The 26,653-nt window shown below is 51.5% G+C and carries 29 protein-coding genes; 5 read left to right on the top strand and 24 right to left on the bottom strand.

The annotated features are described in order from the left end of the window. From ACV7NC_RS10135 to ACV7NC_RS10095, 9 genes are all read right to left on the bottom strand, one after another. The gene (locus ACV7NC_RS10135) at positions 1-240 is read right to left on the bottom strand and encodes a type II toxin-antitoxin system Phd/YefM family antitoxin (protein ID WP_458152458.1); all 240 of its coding nucleotides are present in this window, start codon (positions 238-240) and stop codon (positions 1-3) included. Positions 241-264: 24 nt separating this feature from the next. Continuing rightward, on the bottom strand, positions 265-1,599 hold the full coding sequence (locus ACV7NC_RS10130; protein ID WP_458152456.1) for a tetratricopeptide repeat protein: 1,335 nt from the start codon (positions 1,597-1,599) through the stop codon (positions 265-267). A 64-nt stretch (positions 1,600-1,663) separates the two neighbouring features. Next, positions 1,664-2,026 (bottom strand): DUF2442 domain-containing protein, encoded by a 363-nt coding sequence (locus ACV7NC_RS10125; protein WP_458152455.1) that lies wholly within the window; start codon positions 2,024-2,026, stop codon positions 1,664-1,666. Next, positions 1,998-2,264, bottom strand: coding sequence for a type II toxin-antitoxin system RelE family toxin (locus ACV7NC_RS10120; protein WP_458152454.1), 267 nt, complete (start codon positions 2,262-2,264; stop codon positions 1,998-2,000). Before ACV7NC_RS10120 ends, ACV7NC_RS10125 begins: the two co-directional genes overlap by 29 nt. Next, the gene (gene relB / locus ACV7NC_RS10115) at positions 2,248-2,460 is read right to left on the bottom strand and encodes a type II toxin-antitoxin system RelB family antitoxin (RefSeq protein WP_458152453.1); all 213 of its coding nucleotides are present in this window, start codon (positions 2,458-2,460) and stop codon (positions 2,248-2,250) included. The genes ACV7NC_RS10120 and relB overlap by 17 nt, the downstream gene beginning before the upstream one ends. Before the next feature lie 46 nt (positions 2,461-2,506). Then, positions 2,507-4,171, bottom strand: a complete 1,665-nt coding sequence (gene ettA, locus ACV7NC_RS10110) for an energy-dependent translational throttle protein EttA (protein WP_458152452.1) — start codon at positions 4,169-4,171, stop codon at positions 2,507-2,509. 91 nt (positions 4,172-4,262) lie between these two features. After that, complete coding sequence (locus tag ACV7NC_RS10105; RefSeq protein ID WP_458152451.1) at positions 4,263-4,505, bottom strand: DUF2835 family protein; 243 nt, start codon at positions 4,503-4,505, stop codon at positions 4,263-4,265. Between the two features lie 15 nt (positions 4,506-4,520). Continuing rightward, positions 4,521-5,795, bottom strand: a complete 1,275-nt coding sequence (locus tag ACV7NC_RS10100; protein WP_458152449.1) for a class I SAM-dependent methyltransferase — start codon at positions 5,793-5,795, stop codon at positions 4,521-4,523. Between the two features lie 77 nt (positions 5,796-5,872). Next, positions 5,873-6,613, bottom strand: coding sequence for a pseudouridine synthase (locus ACV7NC_RS10095; RefSeq protein ID WP_458152448.1), 741 nt, complete (start codon positions 6,611-6,613; stop codon positions 5,873-5,875). A 102-nt stretch (positions 6,614-6,715) separates the two neighbouring features. On the opposite strand from ACV7NC_RS10095, the gene ACV7NC_RS10090 reads away from it, so the two are divergent. Together ACV7NC_RS10090 and ACV7NC_RS10085 are read left to right on the top strand one after the other, a co-directional pair. Continuing rightward, positions 6,716-7,168: a rhodanese-like domain-containing protein gene (locus ACV7NC_RS10090; protein WP_458152447.1), complete on the top strand. Its 453-nt coding sequence runs from the start codon at positions 6,716-6,718 to the stop codon at positions 7,166-7,168. A 201-nt stretch (positions 7,169-7,369) separates the two neighbouring features. Next, entirely contained in the window at positions 7,370-7,744 is a 375-nt protein-coding gene (locus tag ACV7NC_RS10085; protein WP_458152446.1) for a hypothetical protein, read from the top strand. Positions 7,745-7,778: 34 nt separating this feature from the next. Here ACV7NC_RS10085 and ACV7NC_RS10080 read toward each other — a convergent pair whose 3' ends face one another. From ACV7NC_RS10080 to ACV7NC_RS10070, 3 genes are read right to left on the bottom strand one after another with little or no spacing between them, the layout of a single operon-like run. Further along, entirely contained in the window at positions 7,779-8,255 is a 477-nt protein-coding gene (locus ACV7NC_RS10080) for a c-type cytochrome (protein ID WP_458152445.1), read from the bottom strand. A gap of 12 nt (positions 8,256-8,267) precedes the next feature. Continuing rightward, positions 8,268-8,807 (bottom strand): DUF411 domain-containing protein, encoded by a 540-nt coding sequence (locus ACV7NC_RS10075; protein WP_458152444.1) that lies wholly within the window; start codon positions 8,805-8,807, stop codon positions 8,268-8,270. Continuing rightward, positions 8,804-9,256: a cupredoxin domain-containing protein gene (locus ACV7NC_RS10070; RefSeq protein ID WP_458152443.1), complete on the bottom strand. Its 453-nt coding sequence runs from the start codon at positions 9,254-9,256 to the stop codon at positions 8,804-8,806. The genes ACV7NC_RS10075 and ACV7NC_RS10070 overlap by 4 nt, the downstream gene beginning before the upstream one ends. Positions 9,257-9,414: 158 nt before the next feature. Here ACV7NC_RS10070 and ttcA point away from each other — a divergent pair, with 158 nt between their 5' ends. After that, complete coding sequence (ttcA, locus tag ACV7NC_RS10065) at positions 9,415-10,332, top strand: tRNA 2-thiocytidine(32) synthetase TtcA (RefSeq protein WP_458152442.1); 918 nt, start codon at positions 9,415-9,417, stop codon at positions 10,330-10,332. Here the strand turns inward: ttcA and ACV7NC_RS10060 are convergent. The 5 genes from ACV7NC_RS10060 to cutA form a co-directional block, all read right to left on the bottom strand. Continuing rightward, the gene (locus tag ACV7NC_RS10060) at positions 10,308-10,700 is read right to left on the bottom strand and encodes a DUF2784 domain-containing protein (protein ID WP_458152441.1); all 393 of its coding nucleotides are present in this window, start codon (positions 10,698-10,700) and stop codon (positions 10,308-10,310) included. The genes ttcA and ACV7NC_RS10060 overlap by 25 nt on opposite strands. 112 nt (positions 10,701-10,812) lie before the next feature. After that, a complete protein-coding gene (locus ACV7NC_RS10055) occupies positions 10,813-11,148 on the bottom strand; it encodes a BON domain-containing protein (RefSeq protein ID WP_458152439.1) in 336 nt (111 codons plus the stop codon). 284 nt (positions 11,149-11,432) lie between these two features. Continuing rightward, positions 11,433-12,017: a TlpA family protein disulfide reductase gene (locus ACV7NC_RS10050; RefSeq protein WP_458152438.1), complete on the bottom strand. Its 585-nt coding sequence runs from the start codon at positions 12,015-12,017 to the stop codon at positions 11,433-11,435. Between the two features lie 63 nt (positions 12,018-12,080). Beyond that, positions 12,081-14,015, bottom strand: a complete 1,935-nt coding sequence (gene dsbD / locus ACV7NC_RS10045; protein WP_458152437.1) for a protein-disulfide reductase DsbD — start codon at positions 14,013-14,015, stop codon at positions 12,081-12,083. A 16-nt stretch (positions 14,016-14,031) separates the two neighbouring features. Further along, on the bottom strand, positions 14,032-14,355 hold the full coding sequence (gene cutA / locus ACV7NC_RS10040) for a divalent-cation tolerance protein CutA (protein ID WP_458152435.1): 324 nt from the start codon (positions 14,353-14,355) through the stop codon (positions 14,032-14,034). Between the two features lie 268 nt (positions 14,356-14,623). On the opposite strand from cutA, the gene ACV7NC_RS10035 reads away from it, so the two are divergent. Further along, the gene (locus ACV7NC_RS10035; RefSeq protein WP_458152434.1) at positions 14,624-14,821 is read left to right on the top strand and encodes a hypothetical protein; all 198 of its coding nucleotides are present in this window, start codon (positions 14,624-14,626) and stop codon (positions 14,819-14,821) included. Between the two features lie 18 nt (positions 14,822-14,839). On the opposite strand, the gene ACV7NC_RS10030 is transcribed toward ACV7NC_RS10035, so the two are convergent. Next, entirely contained in the window at positions 14,840-15,856 is a 1,017-nt protein-coding gene (locus ACV7NC_RS10030) for an ornithine cyclodeaminase family protein (RefSeq protein WP_458152433.1), read from the bottom strand. Positions 15,857-15,930: 74 nt separating this feature from the next. On the opposite strand from ACV7NC_RS10030, the gene typA reads away from it, so the two are divergent. Further along, complete coding sequence (typA, locus tag ACV7NC_RS10025) at positions 15,931-17,745, top strand: translational GTPase TypA (protein ID WP_458152432.1); 1,815 nt, start codon at positions 15,931-15,933, stop codon at positions 17,743-17,745. Positions 17,746-17,818: 73 nt separating this feature from the next. On the opposite strand, the gene ACV7NC_RS10020 is transcribed toward typA, so the two are convergent. From ACV7NC_RS10020 to ACV7NC_RS09995, 6 genes are all read right to left on the bottom strand, one after another. Beyond that, entirely contained in the window at positions 17,819-18,877 is a 1,059-nt protein-coding gene (locus ACV7NC_RS10020) for a hypothetical protein (protein WP_458152431.1), read from the bottom strand. Between the two features lie 66 nt (positions 18,878-18,943). After that, complete coding sequence (locus tag ACV7NC_RS10015) at positions 18,944-20,350, bottom strand: Fic family protein (RefSeq protein WP_458152430.1); 1,407 nt, start codon at positions 20,348-20,350, stop codon at positions 18,944-18,946. Positions 20,351-20,474: 124 nt separating this feature from the next. Continuing rightward, positions 20,475-23,198 carry a DEAD/DEAH box helicase gene (locus tag ACV7NC_RS10010; protein WP_458152429.1) on the bottom strand — a complete coding sequence of 908 codons (2,724 nt, stop codon included), beginning with the start codon at positions 23,196-23,198 and terminating at the stop codon, positions 20,475-20,477. Beyond that, a complete protein-coding gene (locus tag ACV7NC_RS10005; RefSeq protein WP_458152428.1) occupies positions 23,195-24,232 on the bottom strand; it encodes a virulence RhuM family protein in 1,038 nt (345 codons plus the stop codon). The genes ACV7NC_RS10010 and ACV7NC_RS10005 overlap by 4 nt, the downstream gene beginning before the upstream one ends. Then, the gene (locus ACV7NC_RS10000; protein ID WP_458152427.1) at positions 24,232-25,938 is read right to left on the bottom strand and encodes a site-specific DNA-methyltransferase; all 1,707 of its coding nucleotides are present in this window, start codon (positions 25,936-25,938) and stop codon (positions 24,232-24,234) included. The genes ACV7NC_RS10005 and ACV7NC_RS10000 overlap by 1 nt, the downstream gene beginning before the upstream one ends. Further along, on the bottom strand, positions 25,935-26,606 hold the full coding sequence (locus tag ACV7NC_RS09995) for a DUF1016 N-terminal domain-containing protein (RefSeq protein ID WP_458152426.1): 672 nt from the start codon (positions 26,604-26,606) through the stop codon (positions 25,935-25,937). Before ACV7NC_RS09995 ends, ACV7NC_RS10000 begins: the two co-directional genes overlap by 4 nt. Between the last annotated feature and the right edge of the window lie 47 nt (positions 26,607-26,653).

Raw genomic sequence — 26,653 nt, 5'->3', positions numbered from 1 at the left:
CTATCGTGTAGCGCCTTTTCCGGTTTCCAGCTCGGCGATTGAGTCCAATAGCCGCCGTGCGTTAGCAGGCGAACCGAGCAAATACAAGGTTTCTTCGAATGCTTGATAATCTTCCAGCGATATCAATACAACCGGTGCTTGTCGCTTGCGCGTGATGATAACAGGCAAGTGATCGCTACAAACCCGTTCCATCATTATGGTCAAATTGGTACGGGTGATTGGGAAATTGATTGTATTCATAGAAATACTATTTATAGAAGTATTTTAAATAAGCAATTCACTCACCCAATTTTGAGCTAACTCCTTTTCTTTAATATATTCTGATTCATCACACATTTCTAAAAATTTCTTAAAGTTTTTTACCGCCAAAATCTGATCGCCTTTAATTTTCATATTTATAAAACCAAGACAATAATATAGTTGATATTTAGCAGGCTCTTGTTCAATTAACCAATGAATGAAATCTTCAATTTGAAATAATTTTTCTTGTTGATGATCACAACGATCTGCATAACGATAATGTTGAATGGCTTTTTTTAAGTCTCCCTTATACGCATATAAGAAGGCCATATTACACTGCCAGATTTGATTATTACTTTCATTTACTCTTCTTAACATGGCGATAGCTTCTTCAACAGAACGAGTAGTTAAGAATGTAGTTATTGCTCTCAGAAATAAAACCGATTTACTATCTTTTATCACCTCATCAATCTTATCAAGCCATTCATCGACCTCAGTCAAATAATCTGGATCGCGCGTTTCAGACCATTTGGAAAAACAAGTAGAGGCCATTGCTTCGTAAAGCTCTGCCAATCTATATGGAATGCGTTCTTTTAGTTTCCTATAAATTGGAAAGTTTTGATCTTTGCTTTTAAGCCCTAATTGAACATCCTGAAATAGCCTTTCAGCATAGCTAATATCTCCTGAGTACGCGGAAGCAACGCCAATTATGTAACGAGCTACAATCTCAGCCCATTCAGAGGTAAACTGAAAAGCAAAAAGATCGTTTTCAGTTGGTATATGTACATTTCTCGGTAAAAGTTCTGAGAATTCTGCTGTCAAATTTTCACGAACTTCATCTGAAACTGGCTGATGAGCTACAGCTCCTTCTAGCTCAATAATGTGGTTTTCTTGCTTGTTGATAAATTTTCGACGTACGCGTCCATAAATCATAAAATGCGCTTTACATCGAATTCGCATTTCAAGAGCAGAATCTACATCAATTACTTGGTTAGCCAATCGCTGAGGTATTTCGATAAAGTGAAAGGAATTCCCGCTTATACCGGTTTTAATAAGCTGTCTAAGCGGAATAATAAAATCCTCAGTAATCGCTTTTAATTCTTTCTCATCCGAACATGTTATACATACCAAGAATCCAATTTTGTTTTTTGGAACAACCGGCGGTTTCGTTGTATAAAACCATATAAACCAAACAACGAAGCTAATTACTGGTATTGAAATCCACCAAATAAATTCTGCATTTGCTGATATTAAAAGAAAAAATACTGCACATATAGAAAATATTTCAGTACTGATTAACCCGATTTTTTTGTGCCAATATTCTTCTAAGAATTGAGCTATATCTTTAGGTGATTGCACTTGCCTTACTTGTGCCTCTCAGGATTAGAGTTTTTTTGTAATGGTTTAGAAGAAATAAAAGTGATTATCTTGGAACACACCAAGTTCCATTTTTCACAATCTCCTCGCGCAACCATACTGGATCAAGATCCGCATCGTTCGGCCATGTAAGCGCACCGAGTTCTATACGAACCTGATTAAATAATTGCACATCTTTCAATGCTGAAAAAATACCGGCTTTTTCACTGAAAATAAGTTGCGACATATCGACGGTACCAGCCGTACCATCGTTGCAAGTCACTGAAAGGCAATAATCAGGCAGTACAGCAATAGTGCGTGCTCGCCACGGCGCTGGTGCCGTTACTTCACTGGTGCTGGATGGCGAGTTAACTTTTTCTGTCGGCATTAATTCAAGTTGCTTATTTATATACATCTTTACGATGACCAACAGTTAATACCAATACTGTCAGTTTCTCGTCTTCGATATGACAAATCATGCGATAGTCTCGCACACGATAGCGCCACAAATTGGAAAGATTGTGAGTCAATTGTTTTCCAAATCTGCGCGGATCTTCATCGGTTGCGATACGCTCACGAAAATATCGCAGAATATCCTGTTGCGCTGGATGATCAAGTTTTCGCAGCTCTTTTACTGCCGCATCATCAAACTCAACCTTCCAGATCAATACCTTTCTCCACTTCGTCCAATGTCCAGCGTTTATCCGCTTTTTCCAAACGCTCTATCGCCAGGTATTTATCTTCCAATTCATCGAGATGCTCCAAAATCGCTTCGCGCACGTAATAAGTTTTAGTGCGGCCGGTTTTTGCAGCAAGTTCAGCCAGACGATTTTCAATTTCTTCCGGTAATTTAATTGCCAGCATGTTCTTCTCCTGCGTTGATCTGTCTATTACATAGAAAAACCAAAGTTTACCTACTAATCGGCTTATACCGTATCCGTTTCGGTTTGGCGCCTTCTTCGCCGAGGCGTTTTTTCTTGTCGGCTTCGTATTCCTGGTAGTTGCCGTTGAAGAAGGTCCATTGCGAGTCGCCTTCGGCGGCGAGGATGTGGGTGGCGATACGGTCGAGGAACCAGCGGTCGTGCGAGATCACCAGCACGCAACCAGCGAATTCGAGCAAGGCGTCTTCCAGTGCACGTAGCGTTTCGACGTCGAGGTCGTTGGACGGTTCGTCGAGCAGTAGCACGTTGCCGCCGGCGATCAGGGTTTGCGCCAGGTGCAAGCGGCCGCGTTCACCGCCGGAGAGCTGGCCGATGATTTTTTGCTGGTCGCTGCCTTTGAAGTTAAAACGGCCCAGATACGCGCGCGCCGGGGTGGTGTATTTACCGACCACGAGGTTGTCGTTGCCGCCGGAAATGGCGTCGAACACGGTTTTATCGTTTTCCAGCGTGTCACGCGCCTGGTCGACATGCGCGATTTTGACCGTCGGGCCGATTTTCACTTCGCCGGAATCGGGTTGTTCCTTACCGGTGATCAGTTTGAACAAGGTCGATTTACCCGCGCCGTTCGGGCCGATGATCCCGACGATCGCACCTGGCGGGATCTTGAAGCTCAGATTGTCGATCAGCAGCCGGTCGCCGTAGGATTTCGATACGCTGTCAAACTCGATGACTTCATTGCCGAGGCGGTCGCCGACCGGAATGAAAATTTCCTGCGTTTCGTTGCGCTTTTGATATTCCATCGAATTGAGTTCTTCAAAACGGGCCAGACGGGCTTTGGATTTGGCCTGGCGGCCTTTGGGATTTTGCCGCACCCATTCCAGTTCCTGCTTCATCGCTTTCATGTGCGCATCGATCTGCTTGTTTTCCTGCTCCAGGCGCGCTTCTTTCTGCTCTAGCCAGCTGGAGTAATTGCCTTTCCACGGGATGCCGTGACCACGGTCGAGCTCGAGAATCCATTCCGCAGCATTGTCGAGGAAGTAGCGGTCATGCGTCACCGCGACGACGGTGCCGGGGAAACGCACCAAAAATTGTTCGAGCCATTCGACCGATTCGGCGTCCAGGTGATTGGTCGGTTCGTCGAGCAGCAGCATGTCGGGTTTTTCCAGCAGCAGCTTGCACAATGCCACGCGGCGTTTTTCCCCGCCGGACAGGTTTTTAACCACCGCGTCCCACGGCGGCAAGCGCAACGCGTCGGCGGCGATTTCCATTTGATGCGCGGTATCGCTGCCCGCGGTGGCGATGATCGCTTCCAGCCGCGCTTGCTCTTCCGCCAAGGCATCGAAATCCGCGCCTTCTTCGGCATACGCGGCATACACTTCGTCGAGTTTTTTCTGCGCCTGCATCACTTCGCCCATGCCTTCCTCGACTTCCTGGCGCACCGTGTGTTCGGGATTCAGTTGCGGTTCCTGCGGCAGATAACCCACGCGGATATTCGGCAAGCGCTGCACCTCGCCGTCAAATTCCTTATCGACACCGGCCATGATGCGCAACACGGTGGATTTACCGGAACCGTTCAAACCGAGCAGGCCAATCTTGGCGCCGGGAAAGAAACTGAGCGATATGTCTTTGATAATCTGACGTTTTGGTGGAACCATTTTGCTCACGCGGAGCATCGACATTACATATTGAGCCATGAGAGTGATCTTTGTTGATTGATTGAAAATAGAAAGGAATTAAGGAAACAGCGAAAGTGTAGCGCACGTAACCGTGCAATGAAAGCCGCGATCAGCCCGCTTGCGAAGCGTGACCGACGCGGCGGATCGACACAAACTTATTACTTTCGTCGAACACCAGCTCAAACGTGCCATACACGCCGTGGCTTTGCACCACCTGCCGCAGCACATTCGCCGGGAAATAGATAACACGGCCGTCGGTGGTTTCAGCCGCTACGGTATCGATAGTGCCGTCGTAATAAAGCTCAAGTTGATACGCCGGGATTTTCAGCACGACGTGGACGCGTTGATGCATGTGCGTACATAAAAATCAGGGACGTTGAAGATAGATGCAACCCATCGGAAAAAGGGTTTCAAAAATGGACCGCAATTCCGAGCGAATTTTTTGTTCACTGTCACCGCATTTCATTTTTACTTTGCGAATGATGCTGCTAATGGGCGTTTTTCCATCCATATAGCGGAAGCACGCTTTATTGACTTTGTTGCCACTTAACTGAAAAACCGTTTTTTCATGATTGATGGTAAACGTAATGCTGAGGGTTTCTCCGGGCTTGATCGCTTCATGGATGGCCATGTTTTGATTCGCCAGCTCGTGCTCCAGAATAATCGCATTGTCTTCATCGTCCATCGAGGCCATGCAAACCGCTTGCCGGGAAAGATAGCATTGATGCTTGATGTGATTGGAAAACAGTTTTTCCGCGATGGATTGTTGCTCTTGCAAGCTCTTTTCTCGCCACGCCGTCCGGATACTTTCCTCGGCGATCAGATGCGCCGGATCGTAATATCGCTTGTCGGTGCCGAGAAAGGTCACCAGCCTTAGCTCTGCCGCTGCCGCGAGTTCATAGACTTCTTTAACGTTGTAACAGCGGTCAACGCTGTGCAGCAATAAATCATATAAACCTGGATCGCCATAGCCGCTGGCGGTAATTTCGTTCGCCCACTTATCCAAGTCTTTGATAAAGGCATGATGCGCAGGCAACGATCCGATAATCCGGCGCGCCATGTTCACTTTTTCTTGAATGCTCAAGTGCTGGGGAATCAATTCGCGAAACAGCGTCTGCAGTAAATATACGGCGTGTCTGCCGTATTCGGCGTACACCATCAGGTACATCGCGCCATCGTCCTTGAGCGCGCTTGCCAGCGCCCGGGCGCCTTCCACGGGATCACTCAAATGATGCAAAACCCCCGAACAGTTGATGTAATCAAACTTTCCGATGTCCAGTTCCGGGATGGACAACAGGGATTCGGTCAACCAGGTAATATTGTTCAATCCACGAACCGCAGCACGTTGTTCGGCAATACTGCGCGATGCTTCCGACATATCCAGGTAAACAATTTCCGCCGAAGTCCCGCGCAGTTGTTCCGCCAGATAAATGACGCTGTCTCCGGTGCCGCCACCCGCGACCAGACAACGGAAATCCCGGTCGAAATTTCTTTGTCCTTTGAAACAGTAATGATTCAACTCAGTCAGCGAATCGCCCACGGTGCGCAACAAACGGCTTTTTTCATCGCCGGGATTTCTGGGGGGATACGGTAATGCTTCATACTGCTGCTTTACCGAGGAAATTATTTTTGATTCGTCCATTGCTTGTTCCCGCTTGAAAGGAGTGATTTGTGCCCTGTCATTAAGAAAATGCAGTGCACCAGCAATAAACTACCACATCAAAAAATTTCACCATCCTGCAAATAACGCCACTTTCCCTCCGGTAAATCGCGCAATCCAATCTTGCCGATGCGCACCCGCTTCAAGCCGGTAACTTTAAGACCCACCAGTTCGCACATGCGGCGGATTTGGCGTTTCTTGCCTTCGCGCAGAATAAAACGCAATTGATCGCGGTTTTGCCAGCTCACTTGCGCCGGTTTCAATGCCTGGCCGTCGAGGCTCAAGCCGTGATTCAGCAACGCCAGCTTGGCGGGTGGCAGGTTGCCTTCGACCCGCACCAGGTATTCTTTTTCAATGCGGGAATCCTCACCGATCAGTTGTTTGGCGATACGGCCATCCTGCGTGAACACCAGCAAACCTTGCGAATCGATATCGAGCCGCCCTGCGGGTGCCAGGTTTTTCAGGTGCGCAGGTTGAAAACGTTTGGCCGGCTGCACCGGTTGCTTCGGAGTAAACAGATTTTCCGGCTTGATCAGCACCACGGCGGGCTGATAACCCGGTTCCGGCTGCCCGGATACATAACCGACCGGTTTGTTGAGCAAGATCGTGACCAGCCCGGTTTGCTGCGCTTGCGCGGCTTTGTTCAGGGTAATTTTTTGCGTCGGGTAAATTTTGGTGCCGAGCTCGGACACCCGCTCGCCGTCGACAAACACCCAGCCCAGTTCGATAAACCGATCGGCTTCACGGCGCGAGCAGATACCTTGTTCCGACATCAGTTTGGATAAGCGGATTTTTTCCATGAAGCGCTATAATATTGAGGAATTAACGGTAATTGGAAAATTGGCGGCTACTATTATAAAGCCATTCCAAGCGTCATTTTTTATAACCTCAGCGAGTTACTTATGGAAACAACCGAAACAATTTTGGCAAGAGCGCAGCAACGCGCGCAAGAACTGGGACTTCCCTACAAAGGCGCATTACTGCCGATGGAAGCATACCGGGTATTGCAAGAGCATGCGCAAGCACAATTGGTCGATGTGCGTTCGCGCGCCGAACTCGATTGGGTTGGCCGCATCCCTGGTGCGACCGAAATCGAATTGCGCTCGTACCCCGGCATGCAACCGAATCCGCATTTTTTCGATCAACTGGCCAGCGAAGTTGATAAATCATTACCGGTATTATTCATCTGCCGCAGCGGCGCGCGCTCGAATCAGGCCGCGGCGATGGCCACCGACATGGATTTCGCCGAGTGCTACAACATTCTGGAAGGTTTTGAAGGCGACCGGGATGAGAACGGTCAGCGCGGCAAAGCTTCCGGCTGGAAAGCGGCTGGTTTGCCGTGGATACAGAGTTGAGAGAGCCTGAAAAAGCGTTTAAATTGGCGCAAAAAACCTTATTTTGTCGATATCTGTCACTAAAATTTAATAAACGAGCTGAATGATCAATGAATATTTGCTGTCATAGAGTGATGAATCTATTGTATGCTTTGACACACTGACAATATGAAGCGCTCACCAATATCCATGCGAATAATCCTTTTGTTACTCTTGTTGATCATGGCACATCCAGCGTTCGCCGATGTTGAAAAAACTGCCGAACAAGAGCAGTTGCAGCAGTTGGAAACTGCATTGGACCGGGTGCATCAAGAATCACAATCAGTTTATCAGCAATTCTTGATGGTTCAGGAATTACGCCGCAACGATGCTTCCGAGCCTTCGATGAACGTGCCGCTGCCCAGCACACCCGGGCAAAGCATTCCGATACCGAACTATAACGATTTGATGCAACGTCAACAAGCGAGACAAGCACGCGTCAATCAATATTCCGCTGACTTAGACCGGCTTTATGCGCGCTATCAGGAGTTGGAAAATGAAAAGCAGCAGATTTTGGAACAAATGAGTTTACTGAAAAACAAGAAACCGGAGGAATAGCTTTTTGTCTGCGTATTAAATCCGTGCCGGAGGGTTATTTACCTTCAAAATTCTTATACCAGAGATCATAAATTTCGTCAGACCAGAGTGATTTGATCCAAACGACCACATCGTCGACTTGCTGTTCCGTTAATTTGCCTTCCCATGCGGGCATCGAACCGATCTCTGGGGGAGTTCCTTTCAGAATCGTTTTTTTCAGCACTTCCGTTGAATGGTGCCAAGCGTGCGCCGAGCTATCCAACGGCGGAGGCGGGTATTTTCCGTCCGGTCCCGGTTTGCGCCACTCCGGCGTGGCGGTGCCACCAGGACCATGACAGCCAACACAGTTAGCGTTGTAAACAGCTTCACCACGCTGGATTTGCGCCGGATCGAAATTTCTTTCAACCAACGCGGTATCAGCACCGCTTAACTGCTTCCAAGACAACGGCACTGGCGGCGCCGCATCGCCGCAGCCGATTACCAATGCTGCGGCAGCAATGCCGCCCATAAAATTATTACGACGTATGCTCATCTAAAACCGGCATTACTTGATGCGCATCACAGAACCGCCTTTCTCGGCTTCAGGTTTGACAGGCTCCGATTGCATTGCTTTCTTGGCATAAGGATCGTAGCGGTTGTAGATGGTTGCATCCTTACGGGATTGATCGCGCTCGGTAATCAATAAGACATTATAGGGGTCGCTACGTGCGCCTTCCATGCCAGGCGTACCATGCGGCATATCGGGCACCGACAGGCCGATTGCTTTGGGTTTCTCCTTCAACAGCCGGATAATATCCGGCGCCGGCACGTGACCTTCAATCGCATAGCCATTCACTAATGCCGTATGGCATGAGCCGACGGATTCGGAAAGCCCGGATTTTTTTCTGATTTCCTTGTTACCGACATCATGCGTTTTTACGGTAAACCCATGATCCCGCATATGATCCACCCATTTCGCGCAACAACCGCACGTTGGACTTTTATACACTTCAACAGTCGTGGTAGCCGCAGCCTGCGATGCAACGCTCAACAATCCGACCGTCATCAATGATCCAACTAAAAGGGTTTTGATTTGTTTGTTCATTTCTTCTCCACAATAATTTTTCCACGCATCTTTTTAAAATGGCCGGGCAACGGGCAAGCAAAATCAATAGTGCCAACGGTGGTAAATTGCCAAACCAATTCTTTTTGCTCTCCGGGTTCCAATTGCAGCAAATGCGCTTCCGTATGTTCCTTATCCGGATACATGCGCCGCATATTCGCAGCCTTCTTGAGTTCCGCCATCGAACTGATCAACATTTCATGTTTGTGATCACCGCCGTTTTTGACCACAAACCGCACCGTTTCGCCTTCCGTTACTTTCACTTCAGCCGGTAGAAACATGTTATCCACCTGCGTCAGCTTAATAATACGCGTTACCTTAGCGGCATCGCCTGGCTTGCCGAAATCGAGTTCCAATTGGGAATGATTTGCTGTCGAATAGCTATTGGTTGAAAACAAGACCAAGATTACCAATGGTATAATTCTGCTCATCGAATTCTCCTGAATAACAACCCTCGATCCAACTATCAGTCCTGATTAGAATTCGGCTATGCTAAATTGTTCCAAACCGTTTGTCGAATATCTGCAACGCCCCTGATATCGTTTGAACAATCCTATTGGTTATTCTTTCATCAAATTTATCGTCCAGCATGCAAAAAAAACAACAATATAATGTCAACAAGCTGCAAAAACGCTTGCGAAGATTAGTAGGCTCGGCAATCGCAGATTTCAATATGATTGAAGCCGGCGACCGGGTGATGGTATGCCTGTCCGGCGGCAAGGACAGTTATGCACTGCTCGATATCCTGCGCAATCTGCAAGCGCACGCGCCGCTGGATTTTGAATTGATCGCCGTCAATCTCGATCAGAAACAACCCGGGTTTCCCGAACAAGTGCTGCCGACCTACCTGACTCGCATCGGTATGCCGTTTCGCATTGTCGAACAAGACACTTACAGTGTCGTAAAACGCGTCATCGCGGATGGCAAAACCACCTGCAGCCTGTGCTCCCGATTACGGCGGGGCGTGTTGTACCGGGTTGCCGGTGAGCTGGGCGCTACCAAGATCGCTTTGGGGCATCATCGCGATGACATCCTGGAAACTCTGTTCTTGAACATGTTTTATGGCGGCAAACTTAAAGCGATGCCGCCTAAACTGGTGAGTGACGACGGCAAGCATATCGTGATCCGGCCATTAGCTTATTGCAAGGAAAAAGATTTGGCAGCGTACGCCGCCGTCGCCGATTTTCCCATCATTCCATGTAACTTGTGCGGATCGCAGCCGAATTTACAGCGTCAGGTCATTAAAGAGATGATGCAGCAATGGGATAAAAAATTTCCGGGCCGGCTGGAAACCATGTTCCGTTCACTGCAAAACGTGCAACTGTCGCATCTGGCCGATACTTCCCGCTATGATTTTGCAAACCTCAAAGTACAGGATCGGCCGTTTGAGAACGGCGATATCGCCTTCGATGAGGAAACCTTCGAACCCAACATTGAAGAATTATTGCAACCCGGCAGCGAAGACGCCATGGAAATCGGCAATCAATTCCTGGCTTCTGGGAGCTGATCGCTATTTTTACGCCTCGGCGGAACCCATTTGAAAGTCATCGCCACCAAAGCGGCAAACGCGATATAAACCGCTGTCAGCACCGATTCAGACACTTGATAGAAAATGATACGGTGCAACCAGTGCTGAATGAAACTGACGTCCGACCCCATTTGGCGCAGGTTGTTTTCCCAAACAGTCAGCGGACAAACAATTCCGAGCAATGACTCGGCCACCACCAATAAAATAGCGGCAAGGTGCAAATAGCGAAACCACGGATTAGCCACAAACGTAAGCCCCAGCCAAGCGCCAATCCAGATCACCGGCAAACTCCCGACGACAAACAGCACGTACAAAAAATGAACGATCAGAACAAGATCGGCACTCATTTTATTTGTCTGTTTTATTGATGACGATCATTCGGTCGCCGATGCCGGTGATGTCGGTTTATTGCAAATCGAACCGGATCGATGCATCCTCATCTTGCAATCGATCCTCTGATCAATAATCGCCGGTTCCATAAGTTCGCATATCATTTTTGATCAGCTTAATACCCTCTACCTTACGGGCAATGGCGATGGCTTTATCCATATCATCCCGGGAATTGACCAGGCCGCTCAATTCCACCACGCCTTTTATGGTTCTGACATTGATATCGAACGGTCTTAAGGACGGTTCGTCGATAATGGCTTCATGTACCTTCGTGGTAATGACAATATCGCTGAATTGCTCGCGGCTGCCCTCATATTTCTGAGTGGATGCGCATGCAGGGAAAAACAGCACTTGAAACGACAAGAATAAAACGATGAAACGATGATTAACCGTGAGCTGTGTCATGATAAGGTTCTCCCAAATGATTACGGAAAAAATAACCCCATCACATTGCGATATAAACCCTTGCTTTCCTACCTTCAGTCCCTTATCCAATCAAAATCAGCAGCTTTTGAATCCTCTGGTAAGTATTCGCAAACATCAGAATGCGCGAGGCCTTGCAAGGACAGAGTAGCTCGCTTGTATGCTAACGATTAAAGCATTCCATTCCTGTTGAACATATTACATGATTCGTTCCAGCAGAGGCAATGATTACGACGGCATTCCCCTCGACTGCAACAGCTTCTTGTTTAAGACTGCACCGGTTGCTCGGGCACGGGTTGTTGCTTCAACAGCGGTTCAATCAGTTTTTCCAGCTTTTTCAAATTAACGCGGCCTAGATAGGTGTCAACAATTTCACCCGAGCGGTTTAAAACAACCGTATATGGAAGTGCGGACATGCGGTTTCCAGCGGCTTCGAGCAACGACCAAGTATTAAAGCTGCCGATCAGAACCGGATAATTGATGCCGAACTCCTGACTGAACATTTTCACTTTGTCAGGCTGATCAATCGCAATACCCACAAAGATCAAACCTTGATCGCCATATTTACTCTGCGCTTCGATAAACTCCGGAATTTCCTCACGGCAGGGGGTACACCAAGTCGCCCAGAAATTTACCACCATGACCTTTCCAAGCCATTGCGAAACCGCCTGATCGTCGCCTTTTAAATCCGGTAAACTGGCTTCAAGAATCGCTTTCGCGCCTTGCTGACTTTCTTCACTGGTTAATTCCGTTTGATAAATATCCGACAACAATGAACGGAAAAACGAACCCGCCCCCAGCGCAATGACGGCAATACAAAGATACAAAAGAATCTGCTTAAATTTTGACATCGACCCATCCTAAAATTATTTTTTCTTCCTGAATCGCAGCTTGCAATCCGGTTTGAATATTCCTCAAATCAGCACTGCATTCAGCACTGTCAGGAAATCGTTATGATTGAGGAATCCAATGACTTTGATGTCCGGCACATCGCGGCCCTGACGATCAATAAATAGAATACCCGGCGGCCCGAACAACTTAAAGCGTTTCAGCAGCGCGGTATCATCCGGCGTGCCGTCGGTCACGTCGACTTCCAGCAGCACCACATCTTTCAGCCGGGCCTGCACTTTGGTATCGGAAAAAGTGAAGCGATCCATTTCCTTGCAGGAAACACACCAATCGGCATGAAACCGCACCATGATGTATTTATTCTTGGAGCGTTCAATCTGCTCATCAAGCTCCGCAAGGCTTTTTACCCGCTGAAACGGTAAAGCCGGATTTCCGGCAGCTCTCAATTCCGCGGTATCCACACTGCTCTGGACGATACCGATTTTGGAGAGTGGCTGCAGCACATCGCGGCTGCCGGATAACACCCCGACCAGCATGGCAACGCCGATCAGCAGCGCAATAACGCCGACACCTTTAAAAAATTTCTGCAACCCCGTCGCTCTTTCCGGCAAAGGATCGATCGCATGCAGGTAGATGGCGGATATGATCAGCAGCGCCGACCACAGCGACATGTATACCACCTCGTTAATCACCGGCGAGACAATCCAGAGTGCAACCGCCAATAGCAGCACGCCGAAAAAGCGCTTGATCGATTCCATCCACGGCCCCGCCTTGGGCAGCAACGCACCCGCCGATGTGCCGAGCAGCAGCAGTGGCACGCCCATGCCCAGCGCCATGACAAACAACGCCGAACCGCCCAGCACAACATCGCGGGTTTGACTGATGTAGAGCAACGCACCCGCCAGCGGTGCCGCAACACAGGGGCCGACAATCAACGCGGATAACGCACCCATGCCGAATACGCTGGTCAAATGCCCGCCTTTCAGATGCCCGGCTTCCTCGGATAATTTGGTCTGCAATGCCCCCGGTAATTGCAATTCATACAAGCCGAACATCGAAAACGACAACAGCACGAAAATCACTGCAAAAGAACCTAAAACCCAAGCATTCTGCAGCGCAGCCGACAGCATCGCGCCCGACAATCCCGCCGCAACGCCGGCAATGGCATAGGTAATCGCCATGCCGAGCACATACGCCAGCGCCAGGATAAAGCCATGCGATTTGGTCACATGCTTACCGCGATTGGCGATGATGCCTGACAAAATCGGAAACATCGGAAACACGCATGGCGTAAACGACAACAGCAAACCAATGCCAAAAAACCCGGTCAGGATCAGCCAGTAATCGCCGGTTTCGAACATCCGCTCGATTTTGTAGGATTCGGTTTCGATGGCCGGAGCGCGGGAGGGCATTTGAAACAATTCCGCGGTTGCATCGACCGGTGCCGCCGTTGCCGGATTGCTGACGGCATCGGCAACTGCGCCGATCGCCGCGGCCACTGCCGGCAGCGTTAATTCGATGGCTTTGTGAATCGGTGCGTAACACACGCCGACCGGTTCATTGCAACCCTGATAATTTGCCACCAGCGTCAGCGGCTGTTCACTGGCGGGGTCTTCCCGTTTTAACGAAATCACCGCTTGAATCGGGTTGAAATAAACTTCCATTTGACCGAAGGTCATGTCGTCTTTCATTTGGCCCGGCGGCAACGTCACTTTCTCGACGGTCAATCCTTCCTGCTTCGGCTCAAAAGTAATCTTGTCACGGTACAGATAATAATCCTTGGCCGGTGTCAGATGGGCGATCAGCGTCTGGCCGTCACGTACTTCCACCGTGATTTTGAACGCTTCATCCGGCGGCAGCAGTTCCTGCGGATTGCTTTGCCCGAGATTGATGCCCAATCCTTGCAATTTCTGCAACAGGCTGAAAGAACCGCTTTCCTGCGCAACGGCTTGCGTACAGGACATCGCTAATAACAGTAACAATAATTGAATTAATCGCATCGGTATTCTGTAGTATTTAGTCTGATAAGTGAGTTTCGTCGGCTACCCACTGCAGATAGGCAGGTAATCCGCCCAATATAGGAACCATAATCACTTCCGGAAGTTCATAAGGATGCATCAACTTGATCAACTGTTCAACCCGGTCATAATGCTGATGGCGGGTTTTGATCAGCACCGGAATCTCCGCCGCGGATTCAATGGTATCCTGCCAGCGGTAAACCGAAGTGCAGGGGCTCAAAAGATTGACACAAGCCGCCAAATGCTGATCAATCAGAGCTTTCGCCAACGCATCGGCGCTCTCGTGATCGGGAAAATTAGAAATGATCAGTACGGATTCCATACATAAGATTGCTGCGTCAAAGGTTATATTTTACCTTGCCTGGCGTTGCATTGGGAAAGCGTGATTTTGTTCATGGCCGCAATCGGCATATACTTTAACAGGTCGTTGAAAACGTTTTCGAGGCAGCCGATACAAGGCAAAGACAGGCGAAAAAGCGCAGTTTATGCGGTATAAATGAGCATTTTGAGCTTGTTTTTAACACCGTAGCGGCAACGCAGATAGTTTTTCAACGGCCTGTTAATAATAATTTAGTGAAAGGATATATACCATGAAAGGATTATTCAGATTAGTCATTGTCTTGGCAATTATTACCCCGGTCACCATTTTCTTCGGTTACATCATCATGGACGAAGGCGATCAATTCACATCAGAACATTATATGGTGACGGGCTTGAGCATGGTTCCGCTGATTTTCGCGCTGTTGGTTAAATTCCTGATGACCGGCGCTGAAACCAATAAGGAATAATTAGCTGCTGAGTAATTATTACACCGGAGAATCCGGCAACTGCTCGCAAGCACGTTGGTAAGCCAACCCGGCGACGGCCAGATCTCCCAATGCCATGCCGCGAAATACGAAGGCTGTCCGTTCAACATTAGTTTGCCGGGGTAGTGCAGCTCCCGTCGCCAAATCGGTCAGATCGCCGCTTACAAACGCCGGATCGACCAGCGGCTTGGGCATACTGGCCTCTTGTTCCAGATCGTCGACGATAATGCGATCGAGCGCTGACATGCTGTCCTTCAGCCACGGCGCTGCCAGGTCGGTCATGGTGACAAACGCGCCGGGTTTCAACCAATGCGCATCGAGAAACGGAACCAATTGCGGCGACAAGGTCACCGATGTAACGATCAAATCCGCATCGCGGATCGCTGCTTCGGCTGCTTGGCAGGCAATTGCGGGCAATCCCATGTTTTCAGCGAATTGGCAAAAGCTATCGCGGCTCGGGCCGCGTGCATACGCACGCACCCCGGTTAACGGAAACAATGCGGCAAATGCTTGCAAATGGCTATGCGCCTGCACCCCGCAACCGATAAACGCCGCGACGGAAGCATCCGGCCGGGCCAGCCGTTTGGCTGCGACCGCGCTCAAACCGGCTGTCCGTATCGCCGTGACCCAATTGCCGTCGATTACCGCTAAGGGTAATCCACTGCGGCTATCGAGCAACGTCACCAGGGAATTGATGCTCGGCAAGCCTTGCTGCGGGTTATCCGGATTCAGTACCAGCGCCTTGACGGCCAGAAACGGCGGATCGTCGGCAGCCGCCAATGTCGCCATCATGTAGCGGCCATCCGGCGGGGTAATGACTGCTTTGGGTGCATTCCATGACTGTTGACGGCTGCGTGCCAGTAGCAAATGTTCGATACTGGCGGCAATTTCGTGGGGATTTAACTGCAAAGATTGCAACGAATCTGCCGATAGATAGCGCGGATTTGAACTTTGCGGCTGACCGCCGGATTCATGCAAGATTCCTGCCGCGCTTCCGGGTTTTTGAAAATTTGTCATCGTATTTTAACCATCGGCTGCTATAATACCGCCCCCAAAGTATCAACTAACAGCTTATTTTTTGAGGAATTATTATGTCTCGTCCTATCCGCAATATCGCCATCATCGCGCACGTCGACCACGGCAAAACTACCATGGTTGACAAGCTCCTGCACCAGGCCGGCACCTTTGCCGCGCATCAGCAAGTTTCCGAGCGCGTGATGGATTCCAACGATATTGAGCGCGAGCGTGGTATCACCATTTTAGCCAAGAATTGCGCCATCGACTACGAAGGCGTTCACATCAACATCGTCGATACCCCCGGCCACGCCGATTTCGGCGGCGAAGTGGAACGCGTATTGTCGATGGTCGACGGTGTGCTGTTGTTGGTCGATGCCGTGGAAGGTCCGATGCCGCAAACCCGCTTTGTGACCAAAAAAGCTCTGGCGCAAGGATTGCGCCCGATTGTGGTGATCAACAAAATCGACCGTCCGGGTGCGCGCGCCGGTTGGGTAGTCGATCAAACCTTCGATCTGTTCGATAAACTCGGCGCCAGCGACGAGCAGCTTGATTTTCCGGTGGTGTACGCTTCCGCGCTGAACGGCTTTGCCACCTTGGACCCGGATAAATCCAGCCCGGATATGCGCCCGTTGTTCGATACCATTCTCAACCATGTGCCTGCGCCTACCGGTAATCCCGATGAACCGCTGCAACTGCAAATCAGCGCGCTGGATTATTCTAGCTTCGTCGGACGCATCGGTATTGGCCGCATTCATCGCGGCAAGCTGAAAGCCGGTCAGGAAGTGATGGTGCTCGCGGGCGATAAACCGCCGAAAAAAGCCAAAGTCAATCAAGTGCTCGGTTTCCGCGGTCTGGAGCGGATACAAATGAAAGAAGCCTTGGCGGGCGACATTGTGCTGATCAACGGCGTGGAAGAGCTGAGCATCGGCGCTACGCTGGCCGATATCGACCAACCCGAAGCGCTGCCGATGCTGGCGGTTGACGAACCGACCCTGACCATGACATTCCAGGTCAATACCTCGCCGTTTGCCGGCCAGGAAGGCAAATTCGTCACCAGCCGCCAATTGCGCGAACGCCTGGAAAAAGAATTGCTGACCAACGTCGCGCTGCGCATGGAAGAAACCAATGAAACCGATTCGTTCCTGATTTCCGGCCGTGGCGAATTGCACTTGACCATTCTACTGGAAAACATGCGCCGCGAAGGCTATGAACTCGCGGTATCGCGCCCGCACGTGGTGATCCGCGAAATCGACGGCGTCAAATGCGAGCCGTTTGAAATGCTTACTGTCGACGTCGACGAAGCCAATCAAGGCGCAGTGATGGAAGCATTGGGCGCGCGCCGCGGCGATTTACAAGACATGGTATCGGATGCCAAAGGGCGCGTGCGGCTGGATTACCGTATTCCGGCGCGCGGCTTGATCGGTTTCCAATCGGAATTCATGACCATGACGCGCGGCACCGGTTTGATGAGCCACGTATTCGACGAATTCGCACCGATGCGCCCGGAAATCCCGCCGCGCAGAAACGGCGTACTAATCTCCGCCGAACAAGGCGAAGCTGTCGCGTATGCGCTCTGGAAACTGCAAGACCGCGGCCGCATGTTCGTCAGCCCCGGCGATCGTCTGTACGAAGGCATGGTGATCGGCATCCATACCCGCGATAACGATTTGGTCGTGAATCCTATCAAGGGCAAGCAACTGACCAATATCCGCGCATCGGGAACCGATGAAGCGGTGACGTTAATCCCGCCGATTCAACTCACGCTGGAATCCGCGATTGAATTTATCGCCGACGACGAATTGGTGGAAATCACCCCGAAAACCATCCGCATCCGCAAACGTTACTTGCTCGAACACGAACGCAAACGTGCTTCACGAGCAGCGGCATAATCGCTGATCTTCAAACGACTGCGCCGGTATCACCCGTACCGGCGCATTTAAATCTTATTGCAGCAGCGGCGTCTCAGTCCGCCTTAGTTGCACTGCGCTTCAGCAAATTAGGCGGCAATCCCATCGGCTCGAAATCCTTCAGCAATGGCACATCGTTTTTATTAATCGAACGGATGTCCATATCGTAGGTGCCGTGCGGTCCCCAACTGCCGGTAAATTGCTTGCCGTCCGGCGTAAACGTCCAACACATATCCTCGCCGCCGGTATTGACCGCATCGCCAAGATTCACAGGCTGCTGCCATTCGCCGTTGGCGTTTTGCTGCGAAATCCACTCGTCATGCCCGCCGCGCGAACCCAAATCCGGCCGTGTGCTGGTGATGATCAGGCTCTTGCCGTCTTTCGACAGTCCGGTCCAATGCAAATGGTCGCGGTGCGGCGAATTGATTTTCAGCCCCAGGCTCTCCGGTTTTTGCCACACACCGTCCTTTTTCTCGACCTTCCAGATATCGCTGTCCTGGGTCACGCCGGGCTGGTGGTAGCTGAAATAAATCAGGCTGTCGGACGCGATAATCGGGCAATGCTCCTCGCCGGTCGGCGTGTTGATGTTCGGCAATTCCGGCACATCGTTCCAGTTTCTGGCTTCTTGCCACACGCCATCGACTTTTTGCACCACGTACAAATCGCCGGACAACATATTGCCCGGCTCGTAGCGGGTGAAATAAATCACATTGCCGTCGTCGGAAAAGCTCGGCTCCAGCTCCCACGCCGAAGTATTGATGTTCGGTCCCACCTTAGGATCGATGCCCGGCCCCAAATGAACCGGCTCCTGCCATTCGCCGTCGACCAGACGCGACATCCAGATATCGAAACTGTAATTACCGCCGGGCGATTGGATGCTGCCCTCGCGCGTCGACACAAAAATCGCGGTCTTGCCGTCGGCGCTGTAAGTAATCTCCATCTCCGAACCGGTCGAATTGATTTTCCCGGCGATGCTGTTCGACACCCGCGGATGCTCCGTCGCCGCGCCGCTGCCGGAACCGTGCATACCGGGCACGGCGTGGGAAACGCTCTGCGCCACAACAAATGCCAGCGGCACGGCTAAAAGTTTTAGATTGATAAATTGCTTTTTCATTGATAGGCCTCCTGTTTCAGCGAATATGCTTTTACAAGAATAGGCTGGTGTGTTTGTTATTGCAATTCAATTTTTATCGCTATTCTTTTCCTGCCATGCCGCAAATTCCAACGGTCGCAGACCGAATCGAATAACATTACCGGAATGAAGATTCTGAAATTCCTCCATCGCCAGCGCGACAAAACGTTCACGATCGGCCTCGGCCACGGTACCGCGTGCTTGGGCGCGGATCGTTGCTAAATCGGCTTTAGCGCCACTACGGACAATAGCTGCAACAAGTGCTGACAACTGGGTGCGATAGCGCAGGCGCACAGCGTCCGGCGGCACCAGCTGCTGGCGCACGGCGACGTATTGCTGGCAGGAACGCTCGTAGGCGCGCACGAAGATATCGCGTAGCAATTCCATACGATTAAGTTCATAGACGCCGAGCAAGGCTTCAATGTAATCCTTCGCGGCGACGTCAATGAAAGACAGTGGCGAGAGGTTATACCGGATAAAGGGAATGTTGGCAGCCAGCCGGGAAACCCGTTTATTGACATCCTCAAACGGTTGCAGGTACGGCAAATGCACCATCAGAAAGAAAGCTTGCTCAAAGGGATCGAGAATTTCGACCGCCATCTCAATAACGACGCCGAATAGCTCTTCGATACGCTGGGGCAGGGCAATTGGCAGATAAACACTGCCACCGATTTCGACCGGCCGGTTACGGAGGCGGCCGCAAGTTGCGGGATCGGGCATGAGGCCATCCGACAAAAAGGCATGCAGCGCAATGACGGTTTCCGGATTAACACCCACATGCTCGGTATCGCGCACCAGATATTCAATCGCCGCCTTGTGATTGAGGATCATCTGGGTTTCCAGCGCATCCTTACCGGCGGCGGCTTGCCCGTATTCGATGAGGCGTTCGGTATCGAGCCGCGAATAGGTGTTGCCCTCCAGTTGCGACGAAGCCCAGGAAAGATCAATCAACAAACGATTGAGAATGTCACGGGCAAAAGTACCCGCCGGAGCATCGTCAGCCGCCGTCACGGACGGACGGCCGAGATTGTGCAATTGCGTGCGCAGGGATTCGGGGAGATAGGCCGTACTGTTCGGGATATATTGCTCCAGGAAAGACTGCTTGTAACTGACCGGCGCCCGCTGTTGCCGGGGCTGACGCACATAACGCCGGATTTCTTCCCCTTCCGGCGATACCGGGATATCAACCTCGATGCCCGGCGAGGCTGCGACTAAAGCCGGTTCATGTGTCCGGGCGTAGATTATTTGGGATTGGCGGTAACGCAGACTCGGGCCTTTACCGGAAACAAATACCCTTTTCTGATCGGCCAAGTTTGCAAGACGGCGCTGCAACGTACGGCGGCTGACTATTTCTGCCAATGCCGCATGCAGCGCGTCGATACCAACGCCTTCGATGTGCCGGGCAATCTCGGCTTCGATCCGCTCGTTCAGATCATCAGTCAGTTTTTTGGGCATAACAAGATTATTTGGCGCGATAGAAAGATTATTACGCCAAAAGATTAACTTTATTGGCGCGATTTGTCAAAATTTGCGCCAATAAACGCTATGAATCGGCATGATATCCCCAGCAAGACTACCTTTAGCACTTCACTTCAAAGCGCAAGAAATCGCTCAGACGTTTTGATTCGGTAATCTCATCGTGCGGAACCAGCAAATACTTCCAGGGTTTATTGCCAACCGTTGCGGCATAATCCGATGCGTACTTGCACCAGCGCATAGCCGCAGCCGCCTTGGCTTCAACTTCCTGAGTATCGATATCGTTACGCGCTTTGGTTTCCGCCATGAAGATTGCCGAATCGGTTTCGGCGACAAAGTCGGGAATGTATTCCGGTTGCTCGGAACCCAGTTTGTAGTAGATCTGGAACTGCCCCTTCGCCGGTTTAATCCACTTGAGAGCGTCACGTTCCAGAATAATGGCAAAGCGGCGTTCGGTATCCGAATCGAATTTCTGCAGCGGATACAAACAGCGCGTGAAACCGCCGAACAGCATCTGCTTGATGCGGCCAGTTTCAGCCACGGTTTCGCGGAAGTGGTGCATAGTCTGCCCGGCAATCGCCGTATAGTTGCAGGGCTTGAGTTCGGTGAAGCCACGGCTGACTTGTACTTCGTATTCCGTCGCTTCCTCCCAAAAGTGAGTCAACATTTGTGCATGGATTTCGCGTGCAATCAGGCGGCGATCCCGACCCAGCACGTTGATAGCCTCTTCCTCGGATAGATAGCCACGCAGGTGCTGCACCATTTGGCTGGCAAGATCGTAAAGCAAATCGGCATGCGTGAAGTAGTCGATATCGTCGAAATCCACCAGGGCATGAACGATAGTATCCTCCAGGCGCTGCTCCTTCAGTCCGGCTTCTGCGGCTAAGGTGAATTGCTCGTTGGTGCGCAGCATTTGACCGACGATCTCGCGCTCACCAGGCTGCAAGTGAAGCTGGCTGACATCCAGTGCAAACGGATGAAAACCCGTGGTGACTTCGCCAGTCGGCACCACGGCGATGCGCGGAATGTCGATGGTTTGTTGCACCACGATTGCAGTGGTTTTTGCCACCACAGCGGATAGATCGAGTGCAGGAACCGATTCATCCACGCCTGCCAATAAATCCCCCTGCACGGGTTTCAGCCGCTCAGCCACTTCGGCCAGGATTGCCGATTGGACTTCGCGATTGAGCAGTGCGCTACTGGCGGGCACCAGGTCGCGCTTGACCTCGTATTTACCGATCACCTCCATAACCACGCGCGCGGCTTGTTTTTCCGCCTCGCTGGTAAACACCGGCACCGATGCAGCAATAATTGCCGGTTCGTCCGCCTGAGTTGCTGTTCCGGATTGCGCAAACGGCATATCCGTCAAGCCGAGCCGGGCCATCGCGCCCGATCCGACTTGAACGCTGACCTTCCGGTCGTCCGCACCTGGCGCATCGAGAATGAGCTGCTTCAGACGAATCGGTGAATCGCCCCGGTTGGCTTCGTCGATGATCTCCTGAAACTTGTCGTGTGCGACGATGTTCAGGCGATCCACCGCCGCCACACCGGTGCGCTTGCCGTAAGGCAGGCGCAAGCCCCGGCCGATGGATTGCTCGATCAGCGTGCGGGCATTGGCAGCGCGCAGCGGCACAATGGTGTAAAGATTGGTCACGTCCCAGCCTTCCTTGAGCATATTGACGTGAATCACAATCTCGGTTGGTTCGTCGACGCTTTCTACCGCCAGCAGGCGTGCGATCATTTCCTCCTCTTCGCTGCCTGAGCGGCTGGAATCGACCTGAATCACCTTGCCCTTATATCTTCCTTCGTATAATCGCTCTTCAATCAATTCCCGGAGTTGCCCTGCATGCGTAGTATCGCGTGCAATCACCAGCATGAAAGGCTTGACCGGTTTGACACCGTTCTCACGAGCGTAGGTCAGCAACTCGACCTTGGTCGTTTCATGCAGACGCACGCCGTCTTCCAGCTTAATCTTTTCGATTTCCTCCGGCGTGTGTGCTTTCGCATCAAAATTACGCTGCGTGACAACGGCTGGCTCTTTGACGAAGCCGTCTTCCATCGCCCGCGCCAGCGGATAGTCCACGATCACATTCTTGAACGGAATCGGCTTTGGGTTTGCCTCCACAAACGGGGTGGCCGTCACTTCCAAGCCGAATAACGGCTTTAACTCGTTGATCGCCCGCATCCCCGCCTGGGCGCGGTAGCGGTGCGATTCGTCCATCAACAGCACCAGATCCGGCAAATTGGCCAGATGATTGAAGTAGCTGTCGCCCAGCACCTCTTTCATGCGCTTGATGCGCGGTTCGCGGCCACCGCGCACTTCGGAATTGATCTTGGAAATGTTGAAAATATTGATGCGAACTTCACCCAGCAACTCACCGCCTGTGATGTTTTGCTGATCGTAGTTGTCACCGGTAATGACGCGCGGCGTATGGATGGCAAATTCACCGATGCCTTTGAACACGTATTTCGGTGTATTCGGCGTGAAATCCGTAATCAGCTTGTTGTAGATCGTGAGATTGGGCGCAAGCACGAAGAAGTTATTGATGCCGTGTGCCAGATGCAGATAAGCGATAAAAGCCCCCATCAACCGCGTTTTGCCCACACCGGTCGCCAGCGCAAAGCAAAGCGAGGGAAACTCGCGCTCGAAGTCTTCCAGCTTAGGAAACTGCGCCTTGAGCGTGGCCAGCACCGCCGGAACATTGCGCTCCTGCGTCAGCATCTCCGGCGCGGCATCCAACGCCTGTTTCAGTCTTTCCAACGATTCGGCTTGCGGCGGGCGCAGCGACAAACGTCCTATAATATGGTTCTGGATGCGGACACTCATGCTTCATTCTCCTTGTTGTCCAGCAGCTTCAGCATGCGGTCAAAGTCGCTCTCGAATAGCCTGTCCTGCACGATGCGGTATTTTTCAAACTCAGCTTCAGCATGAGTGCGTGCGATTTCCGCCGTGACCTTACCGGCATCCTGTAATACCTCACGATCGGTCATTTCAATGAATCGGTTTAATCGAATTTCCCAATCCTGCATGGTCATCGGAATCTTGTTCTGCGCCATCAGCTCGGCCATATCCAGGTAGGCGTTCACCAGCCGGGAAAGCTGAGCCATTTCGCTTTCGCTCAGGTAATTTTTGGCAATAACCACGTCAAACTTCTGAATTTTTCCACGTGGCGCATCCTGCCAAGTGGTCAACCCCATATTGGGCTTTTCCGCATCCGCACGTGCGACGATGACTTCCGCCGCCGTCTGTCCATGAATGGCCCAATGCAGTTTATTCTGCACGGTGGCGAAAAATCGTTTGGTGGCCTGTGCAGCCACATCGTAATCAAGCGACGTGGCATAAAGATCCGTGATTTTTTGATAGAACTTGCGCTCCGAAAGGCGAATCTCACGGACACGCTGTAGCTGTTCCTCAAAGTATTGATCTGTCAGGACAGAGCCGCCTTGCTTTAGGCGCTCCACATCCATGACCCACCCCTTGATAGCGAATTCCTCGACGATGCCCGTGGCCCACTTGCGAAATTGCACCGCCCGTTCGGAATTGACCTTGTAGCCCACCGCAATGATGGCGGCCAGATTGTAGTGCCTGGTGTCGTAGTTCTTGCCATCGGCGGCAGTTATCCGAAATTTTCGGATAACTGAATCTTGCTGCATCTCGTTGTCTTCAAATACTTTTTTTAGATGATAGTTGATGGTGCGCACATCCACATCATAGAGCGTGGCCATCATCTTCTGCGTCAGCCAGACATTCTCGTCGGCATAGACCGTCTCCACACCCCCCTGGCCACTGGCCGCCACAAAGGTCAGATACTCCGCCGCCGAAGAGCGGACGATGGAGACTTCTTTCTTTTTCTTCGCCATCACGCCTCCTCCCCATCGCCAAACAGATCGGCGATGCGCCCATCCGTCTTGGTCCGCCTTCCTTTGCTCACGGCAGGCTCGGTCAGTTCAGGCTGCGCCATCGGCAGATTCGCGACATTCAGGCTGTAATCGTCATGGCCCCACTCGCAGCGCGCCAGCACCATTTTGGGAATTTTTTTCAGCGTCAGGTTCGGCCAGCGCTCGGCGGCTTGCGCCGCGCCATTCGCACCCAGGCCACGGAACGCGGCACAGCACACCAGCAGGCTTTGTTCGCCGCCCACCTCATCGGACAGCGCCTGCAACTGCGCGGCGGATAAATTTTGCGTGGTGACGTAGATGAAATCGCGCTCGCTGGAATGGCCGTGCTGCCACCAGCGGGTTTCCGACGGCGCGTAGGTGAAGCCTTCCAGCTTGGCCAAGGCTTCCGCCAGCATCGCCGCATTGTATTCCGGGTTGATCACCGGATTGCCCCAACGGTCGTTGACGATCAGGCTGGGTGCGAGTTTGTAGTAGCGGAACCCGCCGCCGCCTTGCCAATTCACCGCCTTGCTGATGCCGCCCTGGTCTTCGCCATCGATGACTTTCTTCAAGCGGGGAATGATGTGCGTGTGGCAGTGTTCGCCCAGCTCCACCATGATCCAGGGGCGGCCCATTTTGTGCGCCACCGCGCCGGTGGTGCCGGAACCGGCGAAGGAATCGAGGACGAGATCTCCGGGATTGGTGGAGATGTGCAAAACACGCTCAAGCAAACCTTCGGGTTTTGGATTATCGAAAACTGAAACGTGTGGCAGTAACTGAAGCAATCCCTTCTTTGCCTCATCGTTTGTGTTCACCTCTGCTGCTGGCCAAATCGTTTCCGGGGTGAGACCTTTATCCTCGTTATCACGTAGGAATTTTTTGATTCGAGGTGCGTTGTCGCCATTTACACCAAACCATATATTACCGCCTGCAATTTCTTGCTCCATGCGTTCTTTCGTATAAAGCCAGCATCGACCCTTAGGCGGATCGATTTCTCGGCCAGACGGTAGCTTTAACTTATAGAACTGAGTAGGTGTTGCATGTCCTGCCTGTGCATTAGCAGATACGGATTGCCAAGGACCACGCGGATCGTTATCGGGATTCTTGTAACGAGAAAGCACTTCACTGTTCAATCCCAGAGCATTGCGAACTTTCTCGAACTCAGGCTTATTTTTCCCATATACAAGTAAGTGGTCGTGATTGAAGGAGAAGACGCGACGATTCTCACGCGATGTGCGCTTTTCCCATATCATGTTCGCAACAAAGTTCACCCGTCCAAACACTTCATCACACAACACCTTCAAATAATGCGCTTCATTATCATCAATCGTGATCCACAACGAACCATCCTCCGACAATAACCGCCGGATAATCTCCAGCCGGTCACGCATCAATCCCAGCCAGATCGAGTGCTCCAGCCCGTCGTCGTAATGCGTGAACGCGCTGCCGGTGTTGTACGGCGGATCGATGAATACGCACTTCACCTTACCAGAAAACTCCTGCTCCAGCGCCTTCAACGCCAGCAGGTTGTCGCCGAAGATCAGCCGGTTGTCGAAGCTGTCGTTATCCGACACCCGATGCCTGGCATGATACGACAGCGAAGTGTCTTCGAGCAGGATGCGCGGCTCCAGCTTGGGCCGCTTGTCCTTGCCGATCCAGGTGAGTTCGAGTTTTTGTTTGCCGCTCATTCTTGTGCCTCTTGCCGTTGCGCCAGCAGGAAGTTTTGCAGGTTGTCCATGATGGCTTGCTCCAGATCGCCTTCCAGAAAGCGGCCGGTGTTGAGGTTGAGAAAATCCAGCACATACGGATCACGCAGGAAATCCTTGCGGGTTTCCGCCAGGGATTCCGTGTGCTGCGCCGCTTCGGCCTCGATCAGCGCCTTGTCCTTGCTGCTCAACAGACGTTCGTAATAGAGCACGCCGATTTGCCTGTCCAGCGCCCGCACACTCCAGTTCTGATCGATGGCTTCGCGCAGGTACCATTGGCGGGCGGATGGATTTTCCACCTTGGTCAAGACGTTGTAATGCGACCAGCTCAATTCAGGAGACACTGTCTCCCGAATCGGAAAAGCCAGATGAAACCGGCGCATGTTGCGCAGATTGCTGACGTCAAACCCCTTACCAAACAGATCTGTACGGCGGATGGATAACTCGGCCAGCTGGCGTTGGCCATAGATAGCTCGCGCTTGCCCCTGCTGCTCGTGCTCGACGATCAGACGGCCAATTTCCCAGTAGCTGGCTACCATGGCCTGATTAACGCTTTGGCGTACCTGGTTACGCGCCTGCTGAACGATCTCGGCAATCTGACTGGCCAGGAATTCCAAGGTGTCGTGTTGCGGAGGTGGGATGTGCTTCATTTCAACGCCCATTCGACGGTGAATAGCGTCTGTTCTTCACGCAGGAC

This window comes from Nitrosomonas limosa (assembly GCF_054188085.1).
Note: the sequence above shows the minus strand (reverse complement) of the source record. Positions and strands in the feature narration are given on the sequence as shown.

Excerpts from the sequence above, each read along its gene's own strand:
- ACV7NC_RS10135 (WP_458152458.1), bottom strand. The coding sequence starts at position 240 with ATGAATACAATCAATTTCCCAATCACCCGTACCAATTTGACCATAATG.
- relB (WP_458152453.1), bottom strand. The coding sequence starts at position 2,460 with ATGCTGGCAATTAAATTACCGGAAGAAATTGAAAATCGTCTGGCTGAA.
- ettA (WP_458152452.1), bottom strand. The coding sequence starts at position 4,171 with ATGGCTCAATATGTAATGTCGATGCTCCGCGTGAGCAAAATGGTTCCA.
- ACV7NC_RS10105 (WP_458152451.1), bottom strand. The coding sequence starts at position 4,505 with ATGCATCAACGCGTCCACGTCGTGCTGAAAATCCCGGCGTATCAACTT.
- ACV7NC_RS10100 (WP_458152449.1), bottom strand. The coding sequence starts at position 5,795 with ATGGACGAATCAAAAATAATTTCCTCGGTAAAGCAGCAGTATGAAGCA.
- ACV7NC_RS10095 (WP_458152448.1), bottom strand. The coding sequence starts at position 6,613 with ATGGAAAAAATCCGCTTATCCAAACTGATGTCGGAACAAGGTATCTGC.
- ACV7NC_RS10090 (WP_458152447.1), top strand. The coding sequence starts at position 6,716 with ATGGAAACAACCGAAACAATTTTGGCAAGAGCGCAGCAACGCGCGCAA.
- ACV7NC_RS10085 (WP_458152446.1), top strand. The coding sequence starts at position 7,370 with ATGGCACATCCAGCGTTCGCCGATGTTGAAAAAACTGCCGAACAAGAG.
- ACV7NC_RS10080 (WP_458152445.1), bottom strand. The coding sequence starts at position 8,255 with ATGAGCATACGTCGTAATAATTTTATGGGCGGCATTGCTGCCGCAGCA.
- ACV7NC_RS10075 (WP_458152444.1), bottom strand. The coding sequence starts at position 8,807 with ATGAACAAACAAATCAAAACCCTTTTAGTTGGATCATTGATGACGGTC.
- ACV7NC_RS10070 (WP_458152443.1), bottom strand. The coding sequence starts at position 9,256 with ATGAGCAGAATTATACCATTGGTAATCTTGGTCTTGTTTTCAACCAAT.
- ttcA (WP_458152442.1), top strand. The coding sequence starts at position 9,415 with ATGCAAAAAAAACAACAATATAATGTCAACAAGCTGCAAAAACGCTTG.
- ACV7NC_RS10060 (WP_458152441.1), bottom strand. The coding sequence starts at position 10,700 with ATGAGTGCCGATCTTGTTCTGATCGTTCATTTTTTGTACGTGCTGTTT.
- ACV7NC_RS10055 (WP_458152439.1), bottom strand. The coding sequence starts at position 11,148 with ATGACACAGCTCACGGTTAATCATCGTTTCATCGTTTTATTCTTGTCG.
- ACV7NC_RS10050 (WP_458152438.1), bottom strand. The coding sequence starts at position 12,017 with ATGTCAAAATTTAAGCAGATTCTTTTGTATCTTTGTATTGCCGTCATT.
- dsbD (WP_458152437.1), bottom strand. The coding sequence starts at position 14,015 with ATGCGATTAATTCAATTATTGTTACTGTTATTAGCGATGTCCTGTACG.
- cutA (WP_458152435.1), bottom strand. The coding sequence starts at position 14,355 with ATGGAATCCGTACTGATCATTTCTAATTTTCCCGATCACGAGAGCGCC.
- ACV7NC_RS10035 (WP_458152434.1), top strand. The coding sequence starts at position 14,624 with ATGAAAGGATTATTCAGATTAGTCATTGTCTTGGCAATTATTACCCCG.
- ACV7NC_RS10030 (WP_458152433.1), bottom strand. The coding sequence starts at position 15,856 with ATGACAAATTTTCAAAAACCCGGAAGCGCGGCAGGAATCTTGCATGAA.
- typA (WP_458152432.1), top strand. The coding sequence starts at position 15,931 with ATGTCTCGTCCTATCCGCAATATCGCCATCATCGCGCACGTCGACCAC.
- ACV7NC_RS10020 (WP_458152431.1), bottom strand. The coding sequence starts at position 18,877 with ATGAAAAAGCAATTTATCAATCTAAAACTTTTAGCCGTGCCGCTGGCA.
- ACV7NC_RS10015 (WP_458152430.1), bottom strand. The coding sequence starts at position 20,350 with ATGCCCAAAAAACTGACTGATGATCTGAACGAGCGGATCGAAGCCGAG.
- ACV7NC_RS10010 (WP_458152429.1), bottom strand. The coding sequence starts at position 23,198 with ATGAGTGTCCGCATCCAGAACCATATTATAGGACGTTTGTCGCTGCGC.
- ACV7NC_RS10005 (WP_458152428.1), bottom strand. The coding sequence starts at position 24,232 with ATGGCGAAGAAAAAGAAAGAAGTCTCCATCGTCCGCTCTTCGGCGGCG.
- ACV7NC_RS10000 (WP_458152427.1), bottom strand. The coding sequence starts at position 25,938 with ATGAGCGGCAAACAAAAACTCGAACTCACCTGGATCGGCAAGGACAAG.
- ACV7NC_RS09995 (WP_458152426.1), bottom strand. The coding sequence starts at position 26,606 with ATGAAGCACATCCCACCTCCGCAACACGACACCTTGGAATTCCTGGCC.